The sequence below is a fragment of the Arthrobacter sp. Hb9-2 genome (assembly GCF_059091165.1).
The window spans coordinates 1-21272 of the sequence record NZ_JBNHGJ010000052.1 but is presented as its reverse complement, the minus strand read 5'-3'; the positions used below and the strand labels follow the sequence as shown (position 1 = coordinate 21272).

The 21272-nt window shown below is 65.0% G+C and carries 20 protein-coding genes and 2 pseudogenes; 16 read left to right on the top strand and 6 right to left on the bottom strand.

The window, feature by feature from the left end; genetic code table 11:
• Positions 1–366, bottom strand: a pseudogene (locus AC5RV1_RS20110) (hypothetical protein); the annotation flags it as partial.
• 227 nt (positions 367–593) lie between these two features.
• On the opposite strand from AC5RV1_RS20110, the gene AC5RV1_RS20105 reads away from it, so the two are divergent.
• Complete coding sequence (locus AC5RV1_RS20105; RefSeq protein WP_493995774.1) at positions 594–992, top strand: YchJ family protein; 399 nt, start codon at positions 594–596, stop codon at positions 990–992.
• Here the strand turns inward: AC5RV1_RS20105 and AC5RV1_RS20100 are convergent, their stop codons facing one another.
• The 3 genes from AC5RV1_RS20100 to AC5RV1_RS20090 form a co-directional block, all read right to left on the bottom strand.
• On the bottom strand, positions 993–1829 hold the full coding sequence (locus tag AC5RV1_RS20100) for a hypothetical protein (RefSeq protein WP_493945377.1): 837 nt from the start codon (positions 1827–1829) through the stop codon (positions 993–995).
• 64 nt (positions 1830–1893) lie between these two features.
• Entirely contained in the window at positions 1894–3927 is a 2034-nt protein-coding gene (locus AC5RV1_RS20095) for an acyl-CoA dehydrogenase family protein (protein ID WP_493995773.1), read from the bottom strand.
• Positions 3928–3985: 58 nt separating this feature from the next.
• Positions 3986–4288 carry a hypothetical protein gene (locus AC5RV1_RS20090; protein ID WP_493945375.1) on the bottom strand — a complete coding sequence of 101 codons (303 nt, stop codon included), beginning with the start codon at positions 4286–4288 and terminating at the stop codon, positions 3986–3988.
• Positions 4289–4518: 230 nt separating this feature from the next.
• On the opposite strand from AC5RV1_RS20090, the gene AC5RV1_RS20085 reads away from it, so the two are divergent.
• From AC5RV1_RS20085 to AC5RV1_RS20070, 4 genes and pseudogenes are all read left to right on the top strand, one after another.
• The gene (locus tag AC5RV1_RS20085; protein WP_493995772.1) at positions 4519–5967 is read left to right on the top strand and encodes a DUF3375 family protein; all 1449 of its coding nucleotides are present in this window, start codon (positions 4519–4521) and stop codon (positions 5965–5967) included.
• A gap of 1 nt (position 5968) precedes the next feature.
• Positions 5969–6826 (top strand): annotated as a pseudogene (locus AC5RV1_RS20080) (DUF4194 domain-containing protein).
• Positions 6823–10302 (top strand): ATP-binding protein, encoded by a 3480-nt coding sequence (locus tag AC5RV1_RS20075; protein WP_493995771.1) that lies wholly within the window; start codon positions 6823–6825, stop codon positions 10300–10302. Before AC5RV1_RS20080 ends, AC5RV1_RS20075 begins: the two are co-directional and overlap by 4 nt.
• A 191-nt stretch (positions 10303–10493) precedes the next feature.
• Positions 10494–11180: a hypothetical protein gene (locus AC5RV1_RS20070; RefSeq protein WP_493945371.1), complete on the top strand. Its 687-nt coding sequence runs from the start codon at positions 10494–10496 to the stop codon at positions 11178–11180.
• A 71-nt stretch (positions 11181–11251) separates the two neighbouring features.
• On the opposite strand, the gene AC5RV1_RS20065 is transcribed toward AC5RV1_RS20070, so the two are convergent.
• Complete coding sequence (locus AC5RV1_RS20065; RefSeq protein WP_493995770.1) at positions 11252–11746, bottom strand: FBP domain-containing protein; 495 nt, start codon at positions 11744–11746, stop codon at positions 11252–11254.
• A gap of 198 nt (positions 11747–11944) precedes the next feature.
• On the opposite strand from AC5RV1_RS20065, the gene AC5RV1_RS20060 reads away from it, so the two are divergent.
• From AC5RV1_RS20060 to AC5RV1_RS20035, 6 genes are all read left to right on the top strand, one after another.
• Positions 11945–13036, top strand: a complete 1092-nt coding sequence (locus AC5RV1_RS20060) for an iron-siderophore ABC transporter substrate-binding protein (RefSeq protein WP_493995769.1) — start codon at positions 11945–11947, stop codon at positions 13034–13036.
• A 10-nt stretch (positions 13037–13046) separates the two neighbouring features.
• Positions 13047–14138: a FecCD family ABC transporter permease gene (locus AC5RV1_RS20055; protein WP_493995768.1), complete on the top strand. Its 1092-nt coding sequence runs from the start codon at positions 13047–13049 to the stop codon at positions 14136–14138.
• Positions 14135–15283, top strand: coding sequence for a FecCD family ABC transporter permease (locus tag AC5RV1_RS20050; RefSeq protein ID WP_493995767.1), 1149 nt, complete (start codon positions 14135–14137; stop codon positions 15281–15283). The genes AC5RV1_RS20055 and AC5RV1_RS20050 overlap by 4 nt, the downstream gene beginning before the upstream one ends.
• A gap of 1 nt (position 15284) precedes the next feature.
• Positions 15285–16100, top strand: coding sequence for an ABC transporter ATP-binding protein (locus AC5RV1_RS20045; protein ID WP_493995766.1), 816 nt, complete (start codon positions 15285–15287; stop codon positions 16098–16100).
• Positions 16097–17143: a siderophore-interacting protein gene (locus AC5RV1_RS20040; protein ID WP_493995765.1), complete on the top strand. Its 1047-nt coding sequence runs from the start codon at positions 16097–16099 to the stop codon at positions 17141–17143. The genes AC5RV1_RS20045 and AC5RV1_RS20040 overlap by 4 nt, the downstream gene beginning before the upstream one ends.
• A gap of 184 nt (positions 17144–17327) precedes the next feature.
• A complete protein-coding gene (locus tag AC5RV1_RS20035; protein ID WP_493995775.1) occupies positions 17328–18173 on the top strand; it encodes an SGNH/GDSL hydrolase family protein in 846 nt (281 codons plus the stop codon).
• On the opposite strand, the gene AC5RV1_RS20030 is transcribed toward AC5RV1_RS20035, so the two are convergent.
• Positions 18170–18457: a YciI family protein gene (locus tag AC5RV1_RS20030; protein ID WP_493995764.1), complete on the bottom strand. Its 288-nt coding sequence runs from the start codon at positions 18455–18457 to the stop codon at positions 18170–18172. The two genes, AC5RV1_RS20035 and AC5RV1_RS20030, sit on opposite strands and share 4 nt — an antisense overlap.
• A 70-nt stretch (positions 18458–18527) precedes the next feature.
• Between AC5RV1_RS20030 and AC5RV1_RS20025 the strand changes: the two genes are divergently transcribed.
• From AC5RV1_RS20025 to rpsN, 5 genes are all read left to right on the top strand, one after another.
• Positions 18528–19007: a MarR family winged helix-turn-helix transcriptional regulator gene (locus AC5RV1_RS20025; protein WP_163166367.1), complete on the top strand. Its 480-nt coding sequence runs from the start codon at positions 18528–18530 to the stop codon at positions 19005–19007.
• 51 nt (positions 19008–19058) lie between these two features.
• Complete coding sequence (locus AC5RV1_RS20020) at positions 19059–19820, top strand: SGNH/GDSL hydrolase family protein (RefSeq protein WP_493995763.1); 762 nt, start codon at positions 19059–19061, stop codon at positions 19818–19820.
• Positions 19821–20074: 254 nt separating this feature from the next.
• On the top strand, positions 20075–20311 hold the full coding sequence (rpmB, locus tag AC5RV1_RS20015; RefSeq protein WP_003798559.1) for a 50S ribosomal protein L28: 237 nt from the start codon (positions 20075–20077) through the stop codon (positions 20309–20311).
• Positions 20311–20478: a 50S ribosomal protein L33 gene (rpmG, locus tag AC5RV1_RS20010; protein WP_013602737.1), complete on the top strand. Its 168-nt coding sequence runs from the start codon at positions 20311–20313 to the stop codon at positions 20476–20478. Before rpmB ends, rpmG begins: the two co-directional genes overlap by 1 nt.
• Positions 20479–20481: 3 nt before the next feature.
• Complete coding sequence (gene rpsN, locus AC5RV1_RS20005; protein ID WP_163166363.1) at positions 20482–20787, top strand: 30S ribosomal protein S14; 306 nt, start codon at positions 20482–20484, stop codon at positions 20785–20787.
• Positions 20788–21272 lie beyond the last annotated feature (485 nt).

Genomic DNA, 21272 nt, shown 5'->3' with positions numbered 1-21272 from the left:
GACGGCGGTGCGCAGCGCCGAACGCACGTGTGCCGGCTTCAGCGCGGAGCGCCAGTCCCGGCGCTGGCGCTTGGCTTTCGGGGCTTTGGCGGCGGGCACGCCCCCACCGGCCGGACCCGCAGCGGAAACTGAAGTGCCGCCGTCGGGCCCTTCCCTGGAGGGGCCGCCCAGGCGGACCAGTTGGACGCTTTCATTGCGTAAGCGCCTGCCGAACAAGGCCATCAGCGCGACGGCTGCCAGCCGGCCTATCCCCGCGAGCACCAGCGTGATGACCCCCAGCAGGAAGAGGACCAGGAACATCAGGAAAGCCATTCCCACAGTCCCCAAAAAGGTCAGGTTGAGAATGAGCGTATCTGGATTTTCCACGTCATCTCTCCTCTCTGCCGGCCGTGAAGCCCGCACCTGCGCCCCTCCGCCAGCAACAGCTCCTTCTCCACCATACGGATTTTTGCCGGACCTCGCCGACGCGTGCAGCGGTGCGTCCCCGGTTGTTTTAAAGCTGTTATGCCCGCTGGCAGGTTGCCGGGGCGCCTATAGTCGGACGGGGAACCACGGCATGCACTGCGCGGCCGAAAGCAGGAAACAGGAGCACTATGGCGGAGGACACACCCAACACGAACTGCATGTGCCTGTCCGGCGAGCCGTATGCGGTCTGCTGCGGACGGTTCCACTCCGGCACCGCAGAAGCAGCAACGGCAGAACAGCTCATGCGCTCCCGTTACAGCGCGTTTGTACTCCGGGACGGGCCCTACCTGCTGCGTACCTGGCACCCGGACAAGGCCCCGGCGAACCTGGACCTTGATCCGGACCTGCAGTGGCGGCGCCTGGACATTGTCTCCATGAACCGCGGCGGCCCGCTGGACGCCCAGGGGAGGGTGGAGTTCAAAGCATGGTTCCGGCACGGCAACGAGCGCGGTGTGCATCACGAGGTCAGCAGGTTCGTGCGGGAGAACGGCCGCTGGTTTTACCTGGACGGGGAAGTTCTGGCCTGACTACTCGTCGTTGTTGTCCTCGTCCGGAGTGAAGCCGGCGCGGTCCACCTTCCGGTGGAACCGCATGCCTGCCAGCCCGCCCAGCACCGCGCCTGCCAGTGCCACCAGGGCCACCACAACTGCAGCAATGATGCTGGTAGTGGTCAGCTGCCCTTCATTAATTGGAATGCGCGGGAAGCTGTTGAGGTTGGCCAGCACGTTGAACTGCTGCCCGAACACCAGGCCCAGGATGGATACGAGGACAGCCGCGATCAATGCCCAGATCCACACCATGAGGCCTTGCTTGGCACCGTTGAAGCGTGCCATGCGTCCCGCGACGTAACCGCCGCAGTAATAGGCGAGGAGCAGGATGACCAGCAGCACAATGATGCCTACCAGGCCAACGGTGCCCTGGTTCCGGGCCGCCTGGTTCACTGCCTCGTTGACGTCGGTATTGGTTGCAAGGCCCACGGCCGTCCCGGCTGCTGCCACGAGGGCGGTCAGCAGCACGGCCATGCCGGTGGCGGTCAGCCAGCCGAAGAACGCCGAGCCCACCTTGATGCCGCCGAACCGCTCCTTCTCCCTGGCGACGGCGGTCTGCCGATCGGTCAGGTTCGGATCAACAGCAGGTGCCGACGCCGCTGGGACGTAGTCGCGCTCTGCAGAGGCACCGGCTGAGCCGGTGTGGCCGGCCGGCACCCGATCGTAGGTGGAGGTCGGCGTGGTATCCGCTGCGGGCTGCTGGTCGTAGCTGCGGGTGGCATCATCAGCCGCGGCGGCACGGTAGCTTCCGCTCCGGTCAGCGTCCTCCCGGGCGCGTCGTGGGGGCAGGTTCTCTGGGTCCGTTGAGCTGCTCATGAGTCAACTCAATCATCGGGCCGCAGAGATAGCAAGGATGCTTACTATTTTGTGACCGGTGGCGTCAGCGGTAGTTACGGTGCAGGTTTTCCCTTTGCGAGGCCCCGGGGGAGGCATCTGCGATCCACGGGCCGGTGCCTTCCGACTGGTCCAGTACGCCTGCCTCCAGCCACCTGTGGTCACCGGCGAGGACCCTTCGGGTCAGGTGGTGGTCGGCGTCGTCCGTGTTCCGCCACAGCTGCTCGAAGTACTCGTCGACGCGCACGCGGGCCTGCTCGCAGTACGCCTCCGCGAGCTCATAGGCGCTCGCGGCTTTGTCGGGAGTGGTATGAAGCAGCATCTCCGCCCGTGAACAGCACGCCGTCATGGCGAACAGTTCCGCACCGATGTCCACCACACGTCCCAGGAATGCCTGCTTGCGTTCCAGCTTTGCCTGCCACCGGCCCATGCCATAGAACGTCTGCCGGGCCAAGCGCCGCGACGAACGCTCCACGAACCGCAGGTGCTTGGCCAAGCGGCCAAACTCGCCGTACGAGCGCGGGTCCATGCCGGCGCCGGCCACCAGCTTCGGCAGCCAGCGGGCGTAGAAGCCGGAGGCTCCGACGGCGGCCTTCGCCTTGTCGGCCAGGCTTGCGTCCATCGATGCAAGGTCACCAGCGGCGGCAAGGTGCGCATCCACGGCTTCCCGGGCGATCAGCAGGCGCATGATCTCCGAGGAACCCTCAAAGATCCTGTTGATCCGCAGGTCCCTCAGCTGCTGCTCGGCCGGTACCGCACGTTCACCGCGCGCCGCCAGCGACTCTGCCGTTTCGAACCCGCGGCCGCCGCGGATCTGTACCAGTTCGTCGGCTATCCGGCAGCTGATCTCCGTCGACCAGAGCTTCGCAAGGGCGGCCTCGATCCGCACGTCCTTCTGGCCGGCGTCGGCAAGTTCGGCGGAGAGCTCGAAGACGGCGTCCAGGGCGAAGGCGGACGCAGCGATGAAAGCGATCTTCTTGCCCACGGCCTCGTGCTCGCCCACCGGCCTGCCCCATTGCGTCCTGGCGGTGGACCATTCGCGGGCGATCTTGAGGCTCCAGCGGCCTGAGCCGACGCAAAGGCCCGGGATGGAAAGCCGGCCCGTATTCAGCGTAGTAAGTGCAATTTTCAGGCCCTGGCCCTCTTTGCCCAGCCTGTTGGCCACCGGGACGCGCACTTGATGGAACCGCGTCACCCCGTTCTCGAGGCCCCGCAGGCCCATAAACGAGTTCCGGTTTTCCACGGTGATGCCCGGAGAGTCCATCTCCACCACAAAGGCGCTGATGCCGCCCTTGTGCCTGGTGCCGTCCGCATCAGTGCGTGCCGGCACCACGGCCATGACCACCACCAGTTCGGCGATCACACCGTTCGTGGTCCACAGTTTGACGCCGTCCAGCAGGTAGGCCTCCCCATCCTCCGTGGGCGTTGCCGTGCTGCCCATCCGGGCTGGATCGCTGCCCACGTCGGGTTCCGTCAGGAGGAACGCGGTCACGGCGCCGGCGGCACAGCGCGGGAGGTACTCCCGCTTCTGCTCGGCAGTGCCAAAAACCTTCACGGGCTCAGGCACGCCGATGGACTGATGCGCCGAAAGAAGGGCGCCGAGGCTGGGATGCACGCTGCCCAGCAGGGCCAACGCCCGGCCGTAGTACACCAGCGACAAGCCCAGGCCGCCGTATTCCTCCGGAATCTTCATCCCGAAGACACCAAGGTCTGCCAGGCCCTGAAGGTATCCGTCAGGGATCTGCGCCTCGCGCTCGATAATCCGGCCGTCCATGGTCCGCGCGTATTCGGTGAGGCGGACCATAAACGCCTCACCCCGTTCCACGTCGGCCGGGTCAGGGGTGGGCCAGGGATGGACAAGGCTGAGGTCGAAGCTGCCCAGGTAGAGTCCCTTGGCGAAGCTCGGGCGGTCCCAGCCGGTTTCGCGTGCGGCCTCGGCGACGGCGCGGGCCTCGTCCGCGGTGACGCTCCTGCCGATCTTGCCCGCGGGAACAGGGGTCTCCTCCGCAGGAGCATCCGTTGCTGCGCTGTTGGTGGTGGAGCTGGCGGTCTTTGAGGGGCTGTCAGTGGCGGAGCTCATGGGTTATCTCCTTGGCCGGATAGCTTTCTTAGCCAGGTCCGCCGGGTTGGAGAACCCTTTAGCTGTCTCTCAATATTACCCGCGGGTAAGTTCCTGTGCTAGGGGAGGACTGCCCCGGAAAGTCTCCGGCGGCGTCGAATGCCGTGGCGTGGTGCACCAGCCGGTCCCAGCCCGCGTTGATGCCATGGACCACGGCCAGGAGCGACTTCGAAACGACTGTCCACCCGAGCTTTCCCGTTCCCAGCAGCACCAGCGCCACCAGTCCGGCCGTGAGGACGAAGGCGGCCAGGATAAAGGCGAACACCAGTGTGCCCACGAATACCAAGGTGGCGGTTTCCACTGCGCTTAGATCGAACTGCATGAGTCCCCCTGCTGAAACGTTGCTTTGGTCGAAATCAGTAGCATGAGCGTAGGGGTAGACGGCGTGCCCAGCCAGAGCCGCAGCAGGCTTAAAGAGCTCTTGATATGGGATCGAGATACTACGGCGAAGTAGGTCACGGAGCGGTCGCGGCCGCCTGCGTTAACCTTATTGTTGGCAGTTTTCCGTTTGGAGCCCCTGCCCCGCCCACCCAAACAGCCCAAGGAGAGTGTGTGCCCCGCTCCGCCAGGTCATCCGCTGACGCCATCAGCGCCCGGCTCCGGGACCTCGAACTCCTCACCAAAGGACCTGCCTGGGCCCTGACGCGCTCGGCGCCCTGGGTGATCGCGGTGCTGCAGGCTTCCTTTACCCGCACCCGCCCGCAACTGCCGCTCGAGGAGTTCCATGCCGACGTCGACTCCTTCCTGGAAGAGCTCCGCAGGCAGGAGCCCGGGCTGGGAGGCGGCGCCAACGGGAAGGCCTTTGGCGACGAATGGACGCGCCGGCAGTTCCTGACGCGGCGGAACCAGTCAGGCCAGATCGTCTACGAAGTCACCGAACCGGCCGCGCGTGTGCTGGCGTTCCTCGACAGCCTCTCCAGCGAGCGGTCCACCCTTAACGGTTCGCGCCTCGGCACGCTGCTGGGAGACGTCGAGAAGCTCGCCAACGAGACCAATCCGGACCAGAGTGCCCGCCTCGAGTCCTTGGAAGAGGAGATCGAAGAGCGCCAGCAGCTCATCCAGAACATCAGTTCCGGCGAGTTCGACGGCCTGCTGGATGACGACGAGGCAGTTGAAGCTGCCGGAAACGTCCTGGACCTCGCCGCGAGCCTGCCCGCCGACTACAAAAAGATGCGTGACCGGATCGAGGAACTGGTGGGCGGCCTGCGCAACCAGATCATCGAGGAGTCACTGACCAAGGGCGCCACGATGGCGCAGGTACTGGAGGCCGACAAACGCCTCCGCCAGAGCCCGGAGGGCAGGACGTTCCGTTCCTTCACGGCGTTTTTGGAGGATCCGCAGCAGCAGCTCAGGTTCCGGTCCGCAATCGGCGAGGTCCTGAGCCGGCAGTTCGCGGACGACCTCTCAGCCGAGGACCGGGAAACCTTGAAGAACCTGGTGGCCGAACTCCGCCAGCAGCACAGCCAGATCCAGCGGATTTACGGCAAGCTCAGCGAAAGCCTCAACACCTACGTCCAAAGCGATGACTTCCGCCAGTCAGTCCGGCTCCGGCAAGTGCTTCGCGAAGCTGAGCAGGCGATCCGTTCCCTTCCGTACGAACGGGAACGGCCGGGGCTGGTCCCCGGGCCCGTCCTCTTTAACGCCGGGTTCGAGTCGCTGTCCATGGTGAAGCTCTTCGACCCGGACGAGTTTGCCGCACCGCCAAAACTTGCCGACCCCATCGCCTTCAGCGACTCGGACCGCGTGCGCTCGCCGCGGACCGCCAAGGCCAAGCCGGAGGTCATCAGCTCTGCCATGGCCGGCGCTTCCACCCTTTCCGAGGCGTGGCAGCAGCTGCCGCCGGAAGAGCAGCACATCAACACCATCCGGGCGCTCCTCTCGCACGCCCTGCACGCCGGGGCAGGCTTCGATCGGGACGCAATGGATGCCTTGGACTTCGAACAGATTGACGGCACCACGCGCAGGGCCTACCTGCCGTTGGTCACCCTCCCGAAGGATTGACATGACTGAAGAGATGACGACGACGGCGGCCCCCGAAGCTGACCCCGGAAATAGCCATGTGGATGAGAACGGGGGTATGCCGCTGGAGAGTGAAACTGTGCCCGCGACGGGCGGCGATCGCCCATTCGCCGGCGCCGTAACCCCCCGCGACACCTTCGTCGACGGTGCCGCCCTCTTCCCCGGCGATACCGGCGTGCTGTCCATGAAGGTGCGGCAGGCGCTGGTGAAGCTCCTCAAGGGTCCCTACGTTGACGGCGGCCGGGACGAGAAGCTCTGGACGGTCCTGCTGGACAACTAGATCATCCTGCGGAGCCGCCTCTCCGAACTGTTCCTTACGATGCAGCTGGACCATGACCGGAAGATCGCCGTCCTGCGCCCGGTCCACCCGGACGCCATCGGCGGCAGCACGCGTGCCAGCATCCTGCGGCAGCAGCGAGCGCTCAGTCGGGTGGAAACCATCGTCCTGCTGAGGATGCGCCTGCTGCTGGACCGGCACGTCACCGCGCAGACAGACCCAACGATTACCCGCGAGGAAATCGCCGACCTGGTCACCCACTACCAGCCCGCAGGCCAACAGGACGCGTTGCGTGACTCGGACGTGGTCGCCAGGGCCATCACCAAGCTACTGGCCCGCCAACTCCTCCTGCCCACGGGCCTTGACGACGTCTACACCATCTCCAACGCCCTGCCCCTGGCACTCCCCTTCGAAAACATCGGCGACATCCCCGCCCATATAGAAGCCCTGGCAGCAGCCACCACGGACGCCGCCGGCACCGAAGCGCTCATCGAGCTTGACCGGGACACGGTGGTTGGGCCGGTTGAAACCGAGGACGCCACCGAAGCGGAGGATGCCGAGTGAGCATTGCAACCATGCTGCCTTTGGGCGAGCTGACGAACCCGGGGCAGATGCGCCTTGCCCTGGTGCAGGTGGTCAACTGGGGCACGTTCCACGGAGCCCACACGATGCACGTGGACCGGAACGGCACGCTCCTGACGGGTAACTCGGGCGTGGGAAAGTCGACGCTGTTTGACGCCATGCTCCGGGTTTTCGATGCGAGGCCCAGGTCCAACGAGGCCGCTGCGCAGCGCTCTGGCGGGGCCGTGGAGGACAAGCGGACAACGTTTACATACATGCGCGGCAAAGTGGGCGACAAGGCTGTGGGGGAGGGGTCCGCGAGTGCCTTCCAGCGGCCGGGCGCCACGTGGTCCGCCGTCGCGCTGACGTTCGACAATGCGGCCGGCACCCGGGTGACAGTGTCAGCACTGTTCGACCTGCCGAAGAACGGCACGGAGTCGAGCGTTGGACGGTTCTACCTCGTTGACCACCAGCCGCTGGACCTGGAGGCGCTCGAGGGCATCGCGGACAAGCGGTTTACCAAGGCTGCCCTGGAAACGATTTTTCCGGACGCCCAGGTCTTCGATGTGCACAAGGCGTTCGCAGAGCGCTTCCGCCGGCTGCTGGGGATCAACTCGGACCAGGCCCTTCCTCTCCTGCGCGTTATCCAGGCGGGCAAGGGCCTGGGCGGCAGCGTCAACACCTTCTTCCGGGACCAGGTCCTGGATGCTCCGGCTACTCTCGCGGCGGCGGATGACGTCGTCGAGGAGTTCAGCAACCTGATGTCCATCCGGCAGCGGCTGGAGGACGTCCGGCAACAGCGGGACCAGCTGGCCCCGGTGCCCGGACTGAACAGGGAGTACGCGCAGGCGCTGCTGGACGCGAACCGGTTGCGGGACCTCGCCGGGGAGGAATTCGAGGCCTACAAGCAGCAGCTCGCCGTGACGGTCCACCAAAAGATGCTGGCCCGCTTCAAGGAGCTGGCCCAGGCGAAGGCCAAGGAGCTCGGCGCCGAGCGCGCAGTCCGGGACGGCCTCGCCAAGGAGCTGCGCCAGCTGGAGACGGAGTACAACAACCAGGGCGGCAACGCCATCTCCGCCATTGAGCAGTCACTGGAAAACGCCCGGGTGGGCCTGAAGCTTCGCCAGCAGGTGGAGGAAGCGGCACGCCAGGCGTTGGCCGACGCCGGCCTCCAGCTGGAGTGGAGTGCCGGCGGCTGGGAGCAGGCGCACGAGCAGGCGGCGGCAAGGTCGGCCGAGCTCAAGGATGATTCCCAGGCCCTGCAGGAGCTCCGCTTTGAAGCCTTCGACGCCCACGCAACGAAGAAGCGGGAGCTGGCCGCGGCCGAGCAGGAGCTCGTCTCATTGAAGACGCGCAAGTCGCTGCTGCCGCCGTCGAGCATTGAAAACCGGGCGGCGATCGCCGGCGCCACCGGTATTCCCGAGGACCGGATGCCCTTCGCCGGTGAATTGATGGACCTAGCTGAGGGGGAGGAGAAGTGGCGCCCCGCCGCAGAGCGCGCGCTCCGCAACCTTGCCACCACGCTGCTGGTGCCGGGCGAGCACTTCGCCGCGGTGACGCGCTACCTCAACGGCCACAACGTGCGCGGCGCGCTGCGGGCGGTGGACGTTTCCAAGCCGCTTTCCGGGGGCGCGCTGGCGCTGGAGGACGTGCGCGACGGCGACCTGCTCACCAAGCTGGACATCCTGACCACGGGCGTGGCGAGCGAAGCGGGGTCCTGGATCCGCGAGCGAATCGCGCTGGACTTCGCCTACCCGTGTGTGGAGGACCCGGACGAGCTGGCGGTGCTGGACCGGGGCCTCAGCCTGGGCGGCGTGGTGAAGCGCAACCGGCACACTGTGGAAAAGGACGACCGGTTTACCAGCCGGCAGGATTACGTCCTCGGGTTCGATAACGCCGCCAAGCTGGAGCTGGTTGCCGGCCAGGTGGAGGACCTGCGGCAGGAGGTTGCCAAGGCGGCAGAGCTGGCGCAGACCCGCGAGGACTCGCATCAGGGGATGAGCCGGCAGCTCGACGCCCTGCGCCGCATTGCTGAGGATCACCGTCCTTGGGAACAGGTCTCGGCGGCAGTTGCGGCCGACGAGCTTGCCAGGATCGAACAGCGGCTGAAGGACGCCCTGGCAGCGCAGGCAGATCTCGAGCCTCTCCGCGCCACCATCGAGGAAGTGCGGCAGAAGCACCAGGCCAGCACCGAGGCCGCCGCTGTCCTGCAGAGCGAGTACAAGGCATTGGACCGGCAACTGACGGCTTCCGATTCCCTGCTGGAAGCTGCGCGGGACCGCCTGGCCCAGGCGCCGCCGTCGGACGCCACCGTCACCGCGCTGGAGCCGTACTTTGCCGATTTTGGTGATGTGACGGAGATGCATGAGCTGGACAACCTCGCCAACCGGGTGCGGACCGCCCTGCTGGCTGAACTGCATGCAGCGGAGTCGCGCGGGCAAACCACCGCCGAGCGCCTGACGAGGATTTTCGAGGGCTTCGTCCGCGAGTGGGGCAGCGCCATCTCGGCCGACCATGGCACCACCATCGGTGCTGCCGGCGATTTTGAAACCCGCTACCACGCGATTGTCAGCGACGGGCTGCCCGCCCAGGAAGCGGAGTTCAGGCAGTTCTTCAACCAGCGCACCCACGAATCCTTCAGCACACTGCTGCATCTGCTCGACGAGGAACGCCGCTCCATCACCAGCCGTATCCTCCCGCTGAACGGCATTCTTTCGCAGGTCAACTTCCACGAGGGCAGCTTCCTGGAGCTCGATATCAAGCAGACGCTCCCTCCCTCCGCGAAGCAGTTCAAGGACGCCATCCAGAACGCGCTCAAGGCCCGGCACGCGCGGCCGGCAAAGCCCGAAAGTGGCAGGCCCGACGGCACCAACGGGGAAAGGGACGACGACGCGGAACTCACCGCCCGCTACAAGTCCCTGGAGACCCTGGTGAAGCGCTTGGGCTCGCAGGCGCCGGAGGACCGGCGCTGGCGGGCGGAGGTGCTGGACGTGCGCGGGCACCTGTTCATCCAGTGCAAGGAGCACCGGGAAGTTGCCGGGCCGGCGTCGGGCAAGAAAGGCGGGGCAAAGAAGACCGAGGTCTTTATGCATGCGGACACGGGGTCCATGTCCGGCGGCGAGCGCCAGCGTTTCACGGCCTTCATCATGGCTGCTGCACTGAGTTACCAGCTGGGCATCGCGGAGCAGGGCTTCACCACATACGGCACCGTGATGATGGACGAGGCTTTTGTGCTGGCATCTGAGGAGTTCGCCGGGGCCGGAATCAAGGCGCTGCACGAATTCGGGTTCCAACTGCTGCTGGCGGCCCCTGAAAACGTCATCGACCTGTCCCGGCATCTTGGCTCTGTCACCGAGATCCTCCGCGACAAGCGCACCAACCGTTCAGGAGTGCTGACGGCACCGGTCATCCGGCCGCGGCCGGGCGAAGAAGGAGCCTGGCGCTCCGAAGCGAACCCGGTGGACATCGTTTTGCGCTAGCCCGTTATCAACGGGTCGGCTTCATAACAAATCGATGGATATATTGCCTGGGAGCTATTGAAAGGCGTATCCCGGTGCCATGCTGGTGCGCATCAAATACTTGCCGTCGTGCTCCCACAGGGCAGGTGCGGAACGCTGGGTCCTGCATCACGCCTGATGGGTTGACGGCCTTCCCTCGAAAGGCACCACAGATGCGCCCAGCACGCCGCGCCACCACCTTCATGGCGCTCACCGCCGTCGCAGCCCTCACTCTCGCGGGCTGTGCGGCCGGCGGCACTGCCGCGGACGGCGGTTTCTCCACCAGCCCTGCCGCCCGGGCGGTTCCGCAGAGTCCCTCTGCATCCATCGTTCCCGCCGCTACCTCTTCTCCGGTTCCCAAAGGGCCGGTGACCTTCACGTTCGCAGATGGCCGCCTGTCTTTTGCCCACCCGGAAGGCTGGCGCGTGGAGCATGAACAGGTTTCGGCGTCCCCCGCAGTGGAGACGGCGACCGTCTTGGATGCCAGCGGTAAGGAGCAGATCAACATCTATTACAGCCAGGTTGGTGACGCTACGGCCGGCAATGTCTCCAGGACCATAATTGAGACTGATCCGGTACGGGGGCTGATCGGCGCTTCTGTTCCCACGCCCAGTTCTTCGTTCTTCATTGATCGAGCCGATGGCGCTACTCATTACAGGATGGGACTGACGCCGGGATCGCCAGTCTCGCCGGACGGGCAGGTTCAATACGCCCCTGTCAGGATCGGCGACCGCATTTTGACTGCGGATGTGCTGTTTACTGAACCGCGGTTCACAGGTGATGAGGCAGCACAAGCCTGGTACTGGAGTGACGAAGGCCGGGCACTGAAGTCGGTGCTGATGAGTTTCTCCTACCGCTGACCCACAGTCGAGGGGCCCGCCTCCGCATCCGTGAGGGCGGGCTTCCTCTGCGTTAGTCTGGTTCGCGCCGGCTAACCGCCCCGCACCCGTCCCAGGAATTGGGCAGTCCGGTCCTGCAGGCCCCGGATCTGCCGGAGCACCACGGCTGCCGGGTCCGGGTTGATGTCGTTGGCCGGCGGCTCCTTCCGGACGTTGCCGCAGCAAAGGAAATCGGCGCAGATCAGCGTGCCGACGGTGTTGCCGTCGCGGCCGGACTGTCCGGCGCGCTTGGCGACCCAGAGGAGTACGTCCTCTTTGGAAAATACGTCCCGGCACAGCTCGCAAAGTACCGAGCGGTTTTTCCGGGCACCGCTTCCGGGTGCGCGCAGCATAATTCCGGTGAGGCCTTTGGGCCCCGGAACCACCAGGTAGCCGCGGAGCGGCATCTTGTCGTCCCGCCAGCCCAGGAAGTCAAGGTTCTCCCAGTCGAGGGATTCGAAGTCTTTAGGGAGGGTGAGCTTGGCAGCTTCGGAGCGGCTGGCATTGATGAACGATGAGCGGATGTGTTGAGGCGTGATGGATTGCATTGCTGAAACTTTCGAAAACTGGGCTAAACCCGCGGCAGGGACATCCTGCCAAAACCGCATCTTCCCTGTCCAGCGACCTGAAACCCGGACGAAGTGTGTCTTTTATCACGAAGGGGAATAAGAAACAGAAACGTTGCGTAATGCTCGCGAGGGTAGGCTAGCCTTACTTAAGTTCGCTTCATTCACTTAAGGAGTTCCGTGACTTCCCCCCTCTTCTCCGGGCCCAGCGCCACCCGCCGCACGCTGTTCAAGTCAGCCGGCAAGGCCACGGCCGTTCTGGCCGCCGCGGCGCTCACCCTCTCCGCCTGCGCCACAGGCCCCGCTTCCTCCACTACCGACGCCAGTGCGGCCAGCTCGAGCAGCTCGCAGTTCCCGGTGACCATCGAGCACGTTTACGGCAACACCACCATCGAAAAGCAGCCCACGCGCGTTGCCACCGTCTCGTGGGTCAACGACGACGTCGCCATCGCCCTGGGCGTTGTGCCGGTAGGCGTTCCCAAGAATGAATGGGGCGGCAACGACAAGGGCTCCACCCCCTGGAAGGATGCAGCGCTGGAAGGCCTCGGCGCCGGCTTCGGCTCCGACAAGGCTCCTGCCCAGTACTCCGAAGCTGACGGCATCAACTTCACCGAGATCGCCAAACTCACCCCGGACGTCATCCTGGCTGCTTACTCGGGCCTCACGGAAGAGGACTACAAGAAGCTCAGTGAGATCGCGCCCGTCGTGGCCCACCCTGAACTGGCTTACGGGACCTCCTGGCAGGACTCCACCTCCATCATTGGAAAGGCCCTCGGCAAGGACGCCGAAGCCACCAAGCTGATCTCGGACACCGAGGCCACCATCAAGGAGAAGGTTGCCAAATACCCGCAAATTGAGGGCAAGAGCTTTATCTACGGCAACCTCGAGCCTGCCAAGGGTGACGGCGTCAACGTCTATACCGCCAATGACAACCGCCCCCGCTTCCTCTCGGAAATCGGCATGAAACTCGCTCCGGTGGTTGACGACAACTCCAAGGGCTCCAAGGAATTCTTCATCCCGTGGTCCGCCGAAAAGGCCAACGAGCTTCAGTCAGACGTGTTCGTGACCTGGGTTCCGGATGCCTCCACTACCGACGCCATCAAGTCGGATCCGCTGCTCAGCCAGATCCCGGCCATCAAGAACGGCGCCCTGGTTGCCGACTCGGACAACACCCTGACGCTGTCCATCTCCGCGGCTTCCCCGCTGAGCCTGCCGTGGTCGCTGGACACGTTCCTGCCGCAGCTGGCCGCCGCAGCGGACACAGTGAAGTAAGCACCCTTCCATGACGCACAGTACGACGACGGCGGACCCCGGGCAGGGGGGTGCCGGCACCTCACTGCCGGCACAAGGACCTAACGGCCCGTCCCGCGGCCGCGCTTTCGGGGGGAAGCGCGCCGCCTGGCTGCTGGCCGCCGTCGTCGTACTTGCACTTTTGGCCGGCGCTTCCCTGGCCATCGGCGCCAGGGGACTGACCCTGGGCACTGTATGGCAGGCGCTGACCGCGTTTGATCCCGCCAACGGCGACCACGCTGTGGTGCATGCGCGCATCCCGCGGACCGTCCTTGGCATCCTGGCCGGGGGAGCCCTCGGCCTTGCAGGCGCAGCGATGCAGGGTGTGGCGCGCAATCCGCTGGCCGATCCCGGCATTATGGGCGTGAATGCCGGGGCTGCCCTGGCCGTGGTGACGGGTATCTACGTTTTTGGTGTTGCCACGTTCTCCGGCTACATCTGGTTCGCGTTCGTCGGGGCAGCAGTTGCGGCGGTCGTCGTCTATCTCATCGCTTCCCTGGGCAGGGACGGCGCCACCCCGGTGAAGCTGGCCCTGGCAGGCGCTGCGCTGAACGCGGGCCTGTTCTCGCTCATGAACGTCATCCTTGTCTCCAGCCAGGACACCCTGGACAGGTTCCGCTTCTGGCAGGTGGGCGGCGTGGCAGGAAGGGACTGGTCGGTAGTGCTGCCCGGCCTGCCGTTCCTCGCCGCCGGGGCGCTGATTGTGCTGGTGACCGGCCGTATCCTCAACAGCCTGGCGCTCGGCGACGACATTGCCCGCGGCCTCGGCCAGCGGGTAGGCCTGGTCCGCGGCATCACTGCCCTCGGAATCGTGCTGCTGTGCGGTTCGGCCACCGCCCTGGCCGGCCCCATCGGTTTTGTTGGCTTGGTCATCCCGCATGCTGTCCGTTTCCTCACGGGCCCGGATTACCGCTGGATCCTGCCGTTCTCGCTGGTGCTGGCACCGGTGCTGCTCCTCGGCGCGGACATCGTCGGCCGCGTGGTGCTCCTTCCGGGCGAAGTCCCGGCCGGCATCATGACAGCCCTCATCGGGGCGCCGGTCTTCGTCTGGCTTATCCGCCGGGGCAAGGGGGCGGGACTATGATTTCGAAAGCAGGGACTCTCGCCCAAGACAGGAAACCCGCAGAAACCCCCGTTGCGCTATCAGTTACGGCTGCCAAACCGGGGTCCAAGGGACCAAAAGTGATAGGGCAACGCCGGGGAAGGCTGCTGTTGAACCGGACCGCCATCCTGGCGGCCGCCGTCGTGATCCTGTTCGCTGTTTCCATCCTGCTGGGCAGCTACACGGTCACCGTCCCGGACTTCTTCAAGATCCTTCTCTTACACCTGACCGGCGGCGAGAAGATCCCCGGGGCAAGCTTCATCGTGATGGAGAACAAGCTGCCGCGGGCTGTCATCGGCACCATGATCGGCCTCGCGTTCGGCTTGGCCGGGGCCCTGTTCCAGACCATGCTCCGCAATCCACTGGCCAGCCCTGACATCATCGGCATCAGCTACGGTGCCAGCGCTGCAGCGGTCGTGTCCATCGTGGTGTTCGGTGCCACCGGAGCGGCGGTCTCTGGTGCTGCGCTCGGCGGCGCGCTCGGCGTGGCCGCCATCATCTACGCGATCTCCAGCGGCGGGGCGATGCGCGGAACCAACCGCGGCGATGCCGCCGGCAACCGGCTCATTTTGGCGGGCGTAGGCATCGCCGCTGCGCTGCATGCCGTGGTGAATTTCCTGATGACCCGTGCGGACATTCGCACCGCCGCGGACGTCCTCGTCTGGCTCAACGGATCCCTGAATTCCGCCAACTGGGAGAGGGCCGGCGTGCTTGCCCTCTCCCTCGCCGTCCTGATTCCGGCAGTTGTTGCCATCGCCGGGCCGTTGCGCATCCTGGAGCTCGGACCCGACGCCGCAGCGGGGCTGGGCATCCGGGTGGGTGCCACCCGCCTGGCGCTGGTGATCACTGCGGTGTCGCTGGCAGCAGTGGCGACGGCGGCGGCCGGCCCGGTCTCCTTCGTCGCCTTCCTGGCAGGGCCCATCGCCCGGCGCTTCACCGGCAAAGCCAGCCTCCCGGCGTCGGCATTGGTTGGCGCCCTGATTGTCCTCGCCGCAGATTACGTCGCCGCTAACCTCGCCCCCCTGCTGCTGGACGGCACGGCGCTGCCGGTGGGCGTCATCACCGGCGCGCTTGGCGCCCCGTTCCTGCTGTGGCTCCTGGTCACGGCCAACCGAAAGGATGCCTGACGTGGCAGTTCTCAACGCCAAGGACCTGACGCTCAAATACGATCAGCGCTGCGTGGTGGACGGGCTTACCGCCGAAATTCCCGAAGGCCGGGTGACCATGATCGTGGGAGCCAACGCTTGCGGTAAATCCACCCTCCTTCGCGGCCTGTCCCGGCTCCTGAAACCCGCGGCCGGCGCCGTGACCCTGGACGGCAAGGACATCCACTCACGCCCCGCGCGGGAACTGGCCCGCACCCTTGGCCTGCTTCCGCAGCATCCCACCGCCCCCGACGGCATCCTGGTCCGCGACCTGGTGGGCCGCGGCCGGTACCCGCACCAGGGTTTCTTCCGCAGCTGGAGCGAGGGGGACGACGCCGCCGTGCAGCGGGCGCTCGAAGCCACCGATACGCTGGCCCTCGCCGGGAGGAACGTGGACGAACTCTCGGGCGGGCAGCGGCAGCGGGTCTGGATCGCCATGGCCCTGGCCCAGGAAACCGAGGTCCTGCTGCTGGACGAGCCCACCACCTACCTCGACCTTGCCCACCAGGTGGAAGTCCTGGATCTTGTGACAGACCTGAACCGCCAGCGCGGCACCACCGTGGCCATCGTGCTGCACGACCTGAACCTCGCCGCCCGCTATGCAGACAACGTGATCGCCATGAAAGGCGGCGCCGTAGTGGCAGTGGGCGCGCCTCGGAACGTGGTCACCGAAGGGCTGGTCCGCGACGTCTTCGGCCTTGAGTCGCGCGTCATCCCGGACCCTGTCTCCGGAACCCCCATGATCATTCCGATCGGCCGACACCACGTCCCCGCCAACGAACTGGAGCTCGTTTCATGAAGACCCGCGATATTGCCGCCGCCTCCACCGAACCGATGACCCTGGCATTTGAAGTCACTGTTTCCTCAGTGCAGGAACTCAGCCCCAACTTCCGCCGGATCACGTTTGGCGGGTACTCGCTGCGGGACTTCGGCGTCAACGGGGACACCCTCGACCTCCGGATCAAACTCATGATCCCGTCCCTCGCCGCGGACGGCACAGAACTTCCCCTGCCGGCGTTCGAAATGGGCCGCGCCGGCTGGTACCGCGAATGGCTGGCCATGGACCCCACGGTGCGCGGCTCCATGCGCACCTACACCGCCCGCCATGCCCGTCTGGACACTGTTTACCCGGAGATCGACGTCGACTTCGTGATGCACTTCGACAGTCATGGTGACGGCGGGCCTGCCGCCAACTGGGCCCTCAATGCCAAGCCCGGTGATGCAATCACCCTTATTGGCCCGAACAACCGCGCCGCGCAGTGCCTGACGGCGGAGGCCTACGGCGGCATCGAGTGGCGCCCCGGACTGGCGCAGCGCATTCTGCTCGCCGGCGATGAAACGGCTGTCCCTGCCATTTCCGCCATCCTGGAAAGCCTGCCGGAATACATGACCGGACACGCCTTCCTGGAGGTCCCCGAGGCAGGCGACTTTCTCGAACTGTCCTCGCCCGCCGACATCGAGGTCACCTGGCTCGCGCGCGGTGCCGCGATTGGACGGTCCCGGCCGCACGGCGAGCTGCTCCAGCAAGCGGTGCGCAAGGCGGTTCCGGTGCCCGGGTGGGTGGCCATCAAAGCCGCTGACGGCGCCGCCGGACCGGAGCCGGAGGACGTCAACGTGGACGTGGACATCCTCTGGGAGACCCCCCAGCGGATGGAGACGGACGAAATCCAAGCCACCAAAAACCCGGACATGCCCGCTGGTGCCATGCCTTTCTACGCCTGGATCGCCGGGGAAGCTGCGGTTATCAAGGACATGCGGCGGTACCTTGTCCGCGACGTTGGAATCGACCGGAAGCAGGTTGCCTTTATGGGGTACTGGCGCCAGGGCAAGGCCGAGGGCTAATCTCCCTCGTCGCAGCCCCCGCCAACCCTCTCGCACTTAACGTGGGTTTTCCTCCATCCCTCTCGCACTTAACGTGGGTTTTCCTCCAACCCTCTCGCACTTAAAGCCGGTTATTCACGGACGCTTTCGCACTCAATGTTCATCCCGCCGTCGTCCTCGCTTTTCCTGACAGCGTTACGTTGGGCTGGTGCCTGAACCTTTGCTTCCTGATTCCGGGCGGCGGGTGTTTGTTGCTCTTGGAGACTCTTTCACTGAAGGGGTCGGGGACCGGGACGAGCGGTTGCCCAACGGGGTCCGGGGCTGGGCGGACCGGGTGGCAGAGAAACTGGCGAAGGCGCAGCCTGGATGGCGGTACGCGAACCTGGCGATCAGGAGCAAGCGGCTCCGGCACGTCATTGGCGAGCAGCTGGAGCCTGCGCTTACGATGCGGCCCACCTTGGTCACGCTCTACGCCGGCGGCAACGACATCCTGGACCTGAAGACGGACATGGCCGTGCTCATGGACGACTATGAGAAGCTCGTGGCGCAACTGGCGGATACGGGCGCCACCCTGGTGCTCTTTACGGGCTTCGATGTGAAAGTTTCCGCGCTCCTCGAGCCCTTGAAGAAGCGCAACAACTTCTACAACCAGCAAGTCCGGGCCCTCGCAGCCAAGTACGGAGCCGTGCTGGTGGACTACTGGTGCCTGGACGCCTTCCATGACCGCCGGATGTGGGATTCGGACCGGCTCCATATGTCCAAGGCCGGACACAAGTACCTGGCGGGCCAGGTGCTGGACCAGTTGGGAGTGCCGCACAAGATCCGGCTCAAGGACTGGGAACCGCCGGCAAAGCTCAGCCTCCGGGAGTGGGAGCAGCGCCAACGGCGCTGGATCCACGACTGGGTCCTGCCGCTGTTCGGCCGGAAACTGCGCGGCGTCACGCTAGGTGACCAGCTCACGCCGCGCTGGCCGGAACCGGTAAAGGTGCCGCCAAAGGGCGGCCTGAAAAAGCTCGCCGCCAAATCCCCGGCGGGTAGTAATTGGCGCTAACTGTCCAGCAGGTTCTCAAAGCCCGATGCCACCCTGGCGGCGTGGAACTCCACTACTTCGAAGTCGGCAACGCCATTCGAATAGAACGGGTCCTGTGCCAGGCTGGCGTCAAGCGTTCCGCGGTCGGCCCTCGAGAGCAACATACCGCCCGTCCGCGGGACCTTGCGCCCGGCGGCGATGAACACGCCGTCGTCGAAAGCCTTCTGCAGCCAGGCGATGTGCGCGTCGTTATGGAAGTCCACGATGTCCTGGGGGACCCGGTAGCTCAGTGAGACAACATACATGCGCCCAGCCTACCGGCCCGCTCCGCTGCTACTTGAAGGATCAACCGCTCTTTTCTCGTAGAATGGGCGCATGACCGAACCCCGCTGGCTTACCGCCGACGAACGCCGGGCCTGGCTGGCCCTGGTGAGCATCAATACGCTCCTGCCGGCGGCCCTCGACACCAAGCTCCACGCAGCGGGAAAGCTATCCCTTTTCGACTACACAGTCCTGGCCATGCTGTCCGAGGCGGAAGAGCGGTTCCTGCCGATGAGTGAGCTCGCTGCGCGCAGCAGCGCGTCGTTGTCGCGGCTTTCGCACGTGGTGACCAAGCTGCAGAAGCGGGGGTGGGTGGAGCGGCGTCCGCATCCGCACGACGCCCGCGTCACCACGGCCCATCTCACCGAAGAAGGCATGGCGACCATCGTGGGCCTGGCACCCGGCCACGTTGAGACGGTTCGGGACCTGTTCCTGGACGCCCTGACGGAGCAGGATGTGCTGGATCTGGCGCGAATCGGCGAGAAAGTGGTAGGCCGGTTGGACGCCGACCATTGGATTCTGCGGGAAAGCTAGGCCGCCATGGCACGGTTGGTTGCTCCCAGCAACTGATGGCAAACTAGCCGAATGGATTTCACTACCCGGTACGTGGCCCTTGGTGACTCCTTCACCGAAGGTGTGGGCGACGACGATCCCACCAGCCCCAACGGTGTCCGCGGCTGGGCGGACCGTGTGGCGGAGCAGTTGGGAGCCGCTGACCCTGGCTTCGGCTATGCCAACCTCGCTATCCGCGGAAAAAAGCTTCGCCAGATCCTGGCTGAGCAGGTGGATGCCGCCGTCGAACTTAAACCCACCCTGGTGAGCATTTACGCGGGTGCCAACGACATCCTGCGCCCGAGGATCGACATCGACAACCTCCTGGTGGAGTACGACGACGCAATCGCCAAACTGCGCGCCGCTGGTGCCGCCGTGGTCATGTTCACCGGCTTCGACGCCCGGGGTTCGAAGGTCTTCAGCACGACACGCGGACGGACGGCCATCTACAACGAACTGGTCCGCGGCATCGCCGGCGATCACGGCGCTTTGCTGGTGGACTACTGGCGCTTCAGTGAATACTACGACTGGGGTATGTGGGCGCAGGACCGGATGCATATGTCCGCCGCGGGTCATGCCAACATGGCCAAGCGCGTGCTGGACGTCCTGGAACATGACCACTCCATCGACGTCCCGCCCATGACCCCCGTCCCGGAGCTCGATGGCGTGGAGGCCCTCCGCGCAAACGCCCGCTGGTTCCGTGAGTACGCGGGCCCCTGGGTTGTCCGGCGGGTTACCGGGAAGTCCTCGGGTGACGGCTTGAAGCCAAAGTACCCCCAGCTCACCCGGCTCTAGCCGCCGGCCCTCCTTATACACCCTCCGGGGCCGGATTGGTCTTTAATTGCATGAACTCGTAGACTTGGTAGGCGCTAAGTGCGCGGAGCGTGCGCAATTGCTCCGGTTGTCCGGTAATTTCTCCAGGGCGGCCGGTAGTTAGGGGCTCAAGTTGCGTGACTAACCGTTGCCCTTCTTCATTTTTGGGTCGCCCTTAGCAGCATGGTCCAGCAACAGATATGCGGATCATTACTTTCAATTCTTGAGGAGAAGTCATGGCAGCACACTGCCAAGTGACCGGAGCCGAGCCGGGCTTTGGGCACAGCATTTCGCACTCGCACCGCCGCAACAAGCGTCGGTTCGATCCGAACATTCAGAAGAAGCGCTACTGGGTTCCGTCCCTGCGCCGTAATGTCACACTGCAGGTTTCTGCAAAGGGCATCAAGACCATCGACGTACGCGGCATCGACGTTGTCGTCGCCGACATTCTCGCTCGTGGGGTGAAGCTCTAGTGGCTAAGGACAAGGACGTACGTCCGATCATCAAGCTCAAGTCGACCGCCGGCACGGGTTACACCTACGTAACCCGCAAGAACCGTCGTAACGATCCGGACCGCATGGTCCTGAAGAAGTACGACCCCAAGATCCGCCAGCACGTCGAATTCCGAGAGGAGCGCTAAACCATGGCTAAGAAGTCCAAGATTGCTCGCAACGAGCAGCGCAAGGTCATCGTTGAGCGTTACGCTGCAAAGCGCCTCGAGCTGAAGAAGACCCTGGTTGACGAAAACGCAACCGACGAAGCACGCGAAGCAGCCCGCCTGGGCCTGCAGAAGCTGCCCCGCAACGCGTCCCCGATCCGTCTGCGTAACCGCGACATCATCGACGGCCGTCCCCGCGGTACCCTCCAGAAGTTCGGTATCTCCCGTGTCCGCTTCCGCGACATGGCCCACAAGGGCGAACTCCCGGGCATCACCAAGTCTTCCTGGTAATTCAGCCCCGCTGAAACCAGCTGCTTGAGAAAGGGCCGGCAACCTCACGGTTGCCGGCCCTTTCTGCTTTTAACCGTCCGTCACTGTGGTGCAGCACATACAAGGAAAGTCCGACGGCGGGTGGCGGGTTTGGGTGCCGACGACCGGTTTGTCCGCGGGATGACGGGGAACAGGAGGGCCCGGAAGAGGATTTGCGGAGCCGCCCGAGGAGGTGTATTGTTTTCTAAGTCGCCGCGAGGGAGACAGCGAAGAGCTGGTTACCCCGGGCGGCCAAAACCCCAAAATCAATACCAATTCTGGTAGGGCTTTCGAGCACCTCTGGAAGAGGTGGGGACGACTTCCCACCGACGAAAATCCTGGAACAAGGATTTGCGCCGGAACGGAGGATCGGGTAAGTTTGAAAAGTTGCTCCGGAGCGATCCTGAACCGTTTGGTTGGGTGGTGCCGGGTGTGTCTGTTGTTTGAGAACTCAATAGTGTGCCAAG

Excerpts from the sequence above, each read along its gene's own strand:
- rpsN (WP_163166363.1), top strand. The coding sequence starts at position 20,482 with ATGGCTAAGAAGTCCAAGATTGCTCGCAACGAGCAGCGCAAGGTCATC.
- AC5RV1_RS20095 (WP_493995773.1), bottom strand. The coding sequence starts at position 3,927 with ATGAGCTCCGCCACTGACAGCCCCTCAAAGACCGCCAGCTCCACCACC.
- AC5RV1_RS20040 (WP_493995765.1), top strand. The coding sequence starts at position 16,097 with ATGAAGACCCGCGATATTGCCGCCGCCTCCACCGAACCGATGACCCTG.
- AC5RV1_RS20050 (WP_493995767.1), top strand. The coding sequence starts at position 14,135 with ATGATTTCGAAAGCAGGGACTCTCGCCCAAGACAGGAAACCCGCAGAA.
- AC5RV1_RS20090 (WP_493945375.1), bottom strand. The coding sequence starts at position 4,288 with ATGCAGTTCGATCTAAGCGCAGTGGAAACCGCCACCTTGGTATTCGTG.
- rpmB (WP_003798559.1), top strand. The coding sequence starts at position 20,075 with ATGGCAGCACACTGCCAAGTGACCGGAGCCGAGCCGGGCTTTGGGCAC.
- AC5RV1_RS20055 (WP_493995768.1), top strand. The coding sequence starts at position 13,047 with ATGACGCACAGTACGACGACGGCGGACCCCGGGCAGGGGGGTGCCGGC.
- AC5RV1_RS20030 (WP_493995764.1), bottom strand. The coding sequence starts at position 18,457 with ATGTATGTTGTCTCACTGAGCTACCGGGTCCCCCAGGACATCGTGGAC.
- AC5RV1_RS20105 (WP_493995774.1), top strand. The coding sequence starts at position 594 with ATGGCGGAGGACACACCCAACACGAACTGCATGTGCCTGTCCGGCGAG.
- AC5RV1_RS20100 (WP_493945377.1), bottom strand. The coding sequence starts at position 1,829 with ATGAGCAGCTCAACGGACCCAGAGAACCTGCCCCCACGACGCGCCCGG.
- AC5RV1_RS20065 (WP_493995770.1), bottom strand. The coding sequence starts at position 11,746 with ATGCAATCCATCACGCCTCAACACATCCGCTCATCGTTCATCAATGCC.
- AC5RV1_RS20025 (WP_163166367.1), top strand. The coding sequence starts at position 18,528 with ATGACCGAACCCCGCTGGCTTACCGCCGACGAACGCCGGGCCTGGCTG.
- AC5RV1_RS20020 (WP_493995763.1), top strand. The coding sequence starts at position 19,059 with ATGGATTTCACTACCCGGTACGTGGCCCTTGGTGACTCCTTCACCGAA.
- AC5RV1_RS20070 (WP_493945371.1), top strand. The coding sequence starts at position 10,494 with ATGCGCCCAGCACGCCGCGCCACCACCTTCATGGCGCTCACCGCCGTC.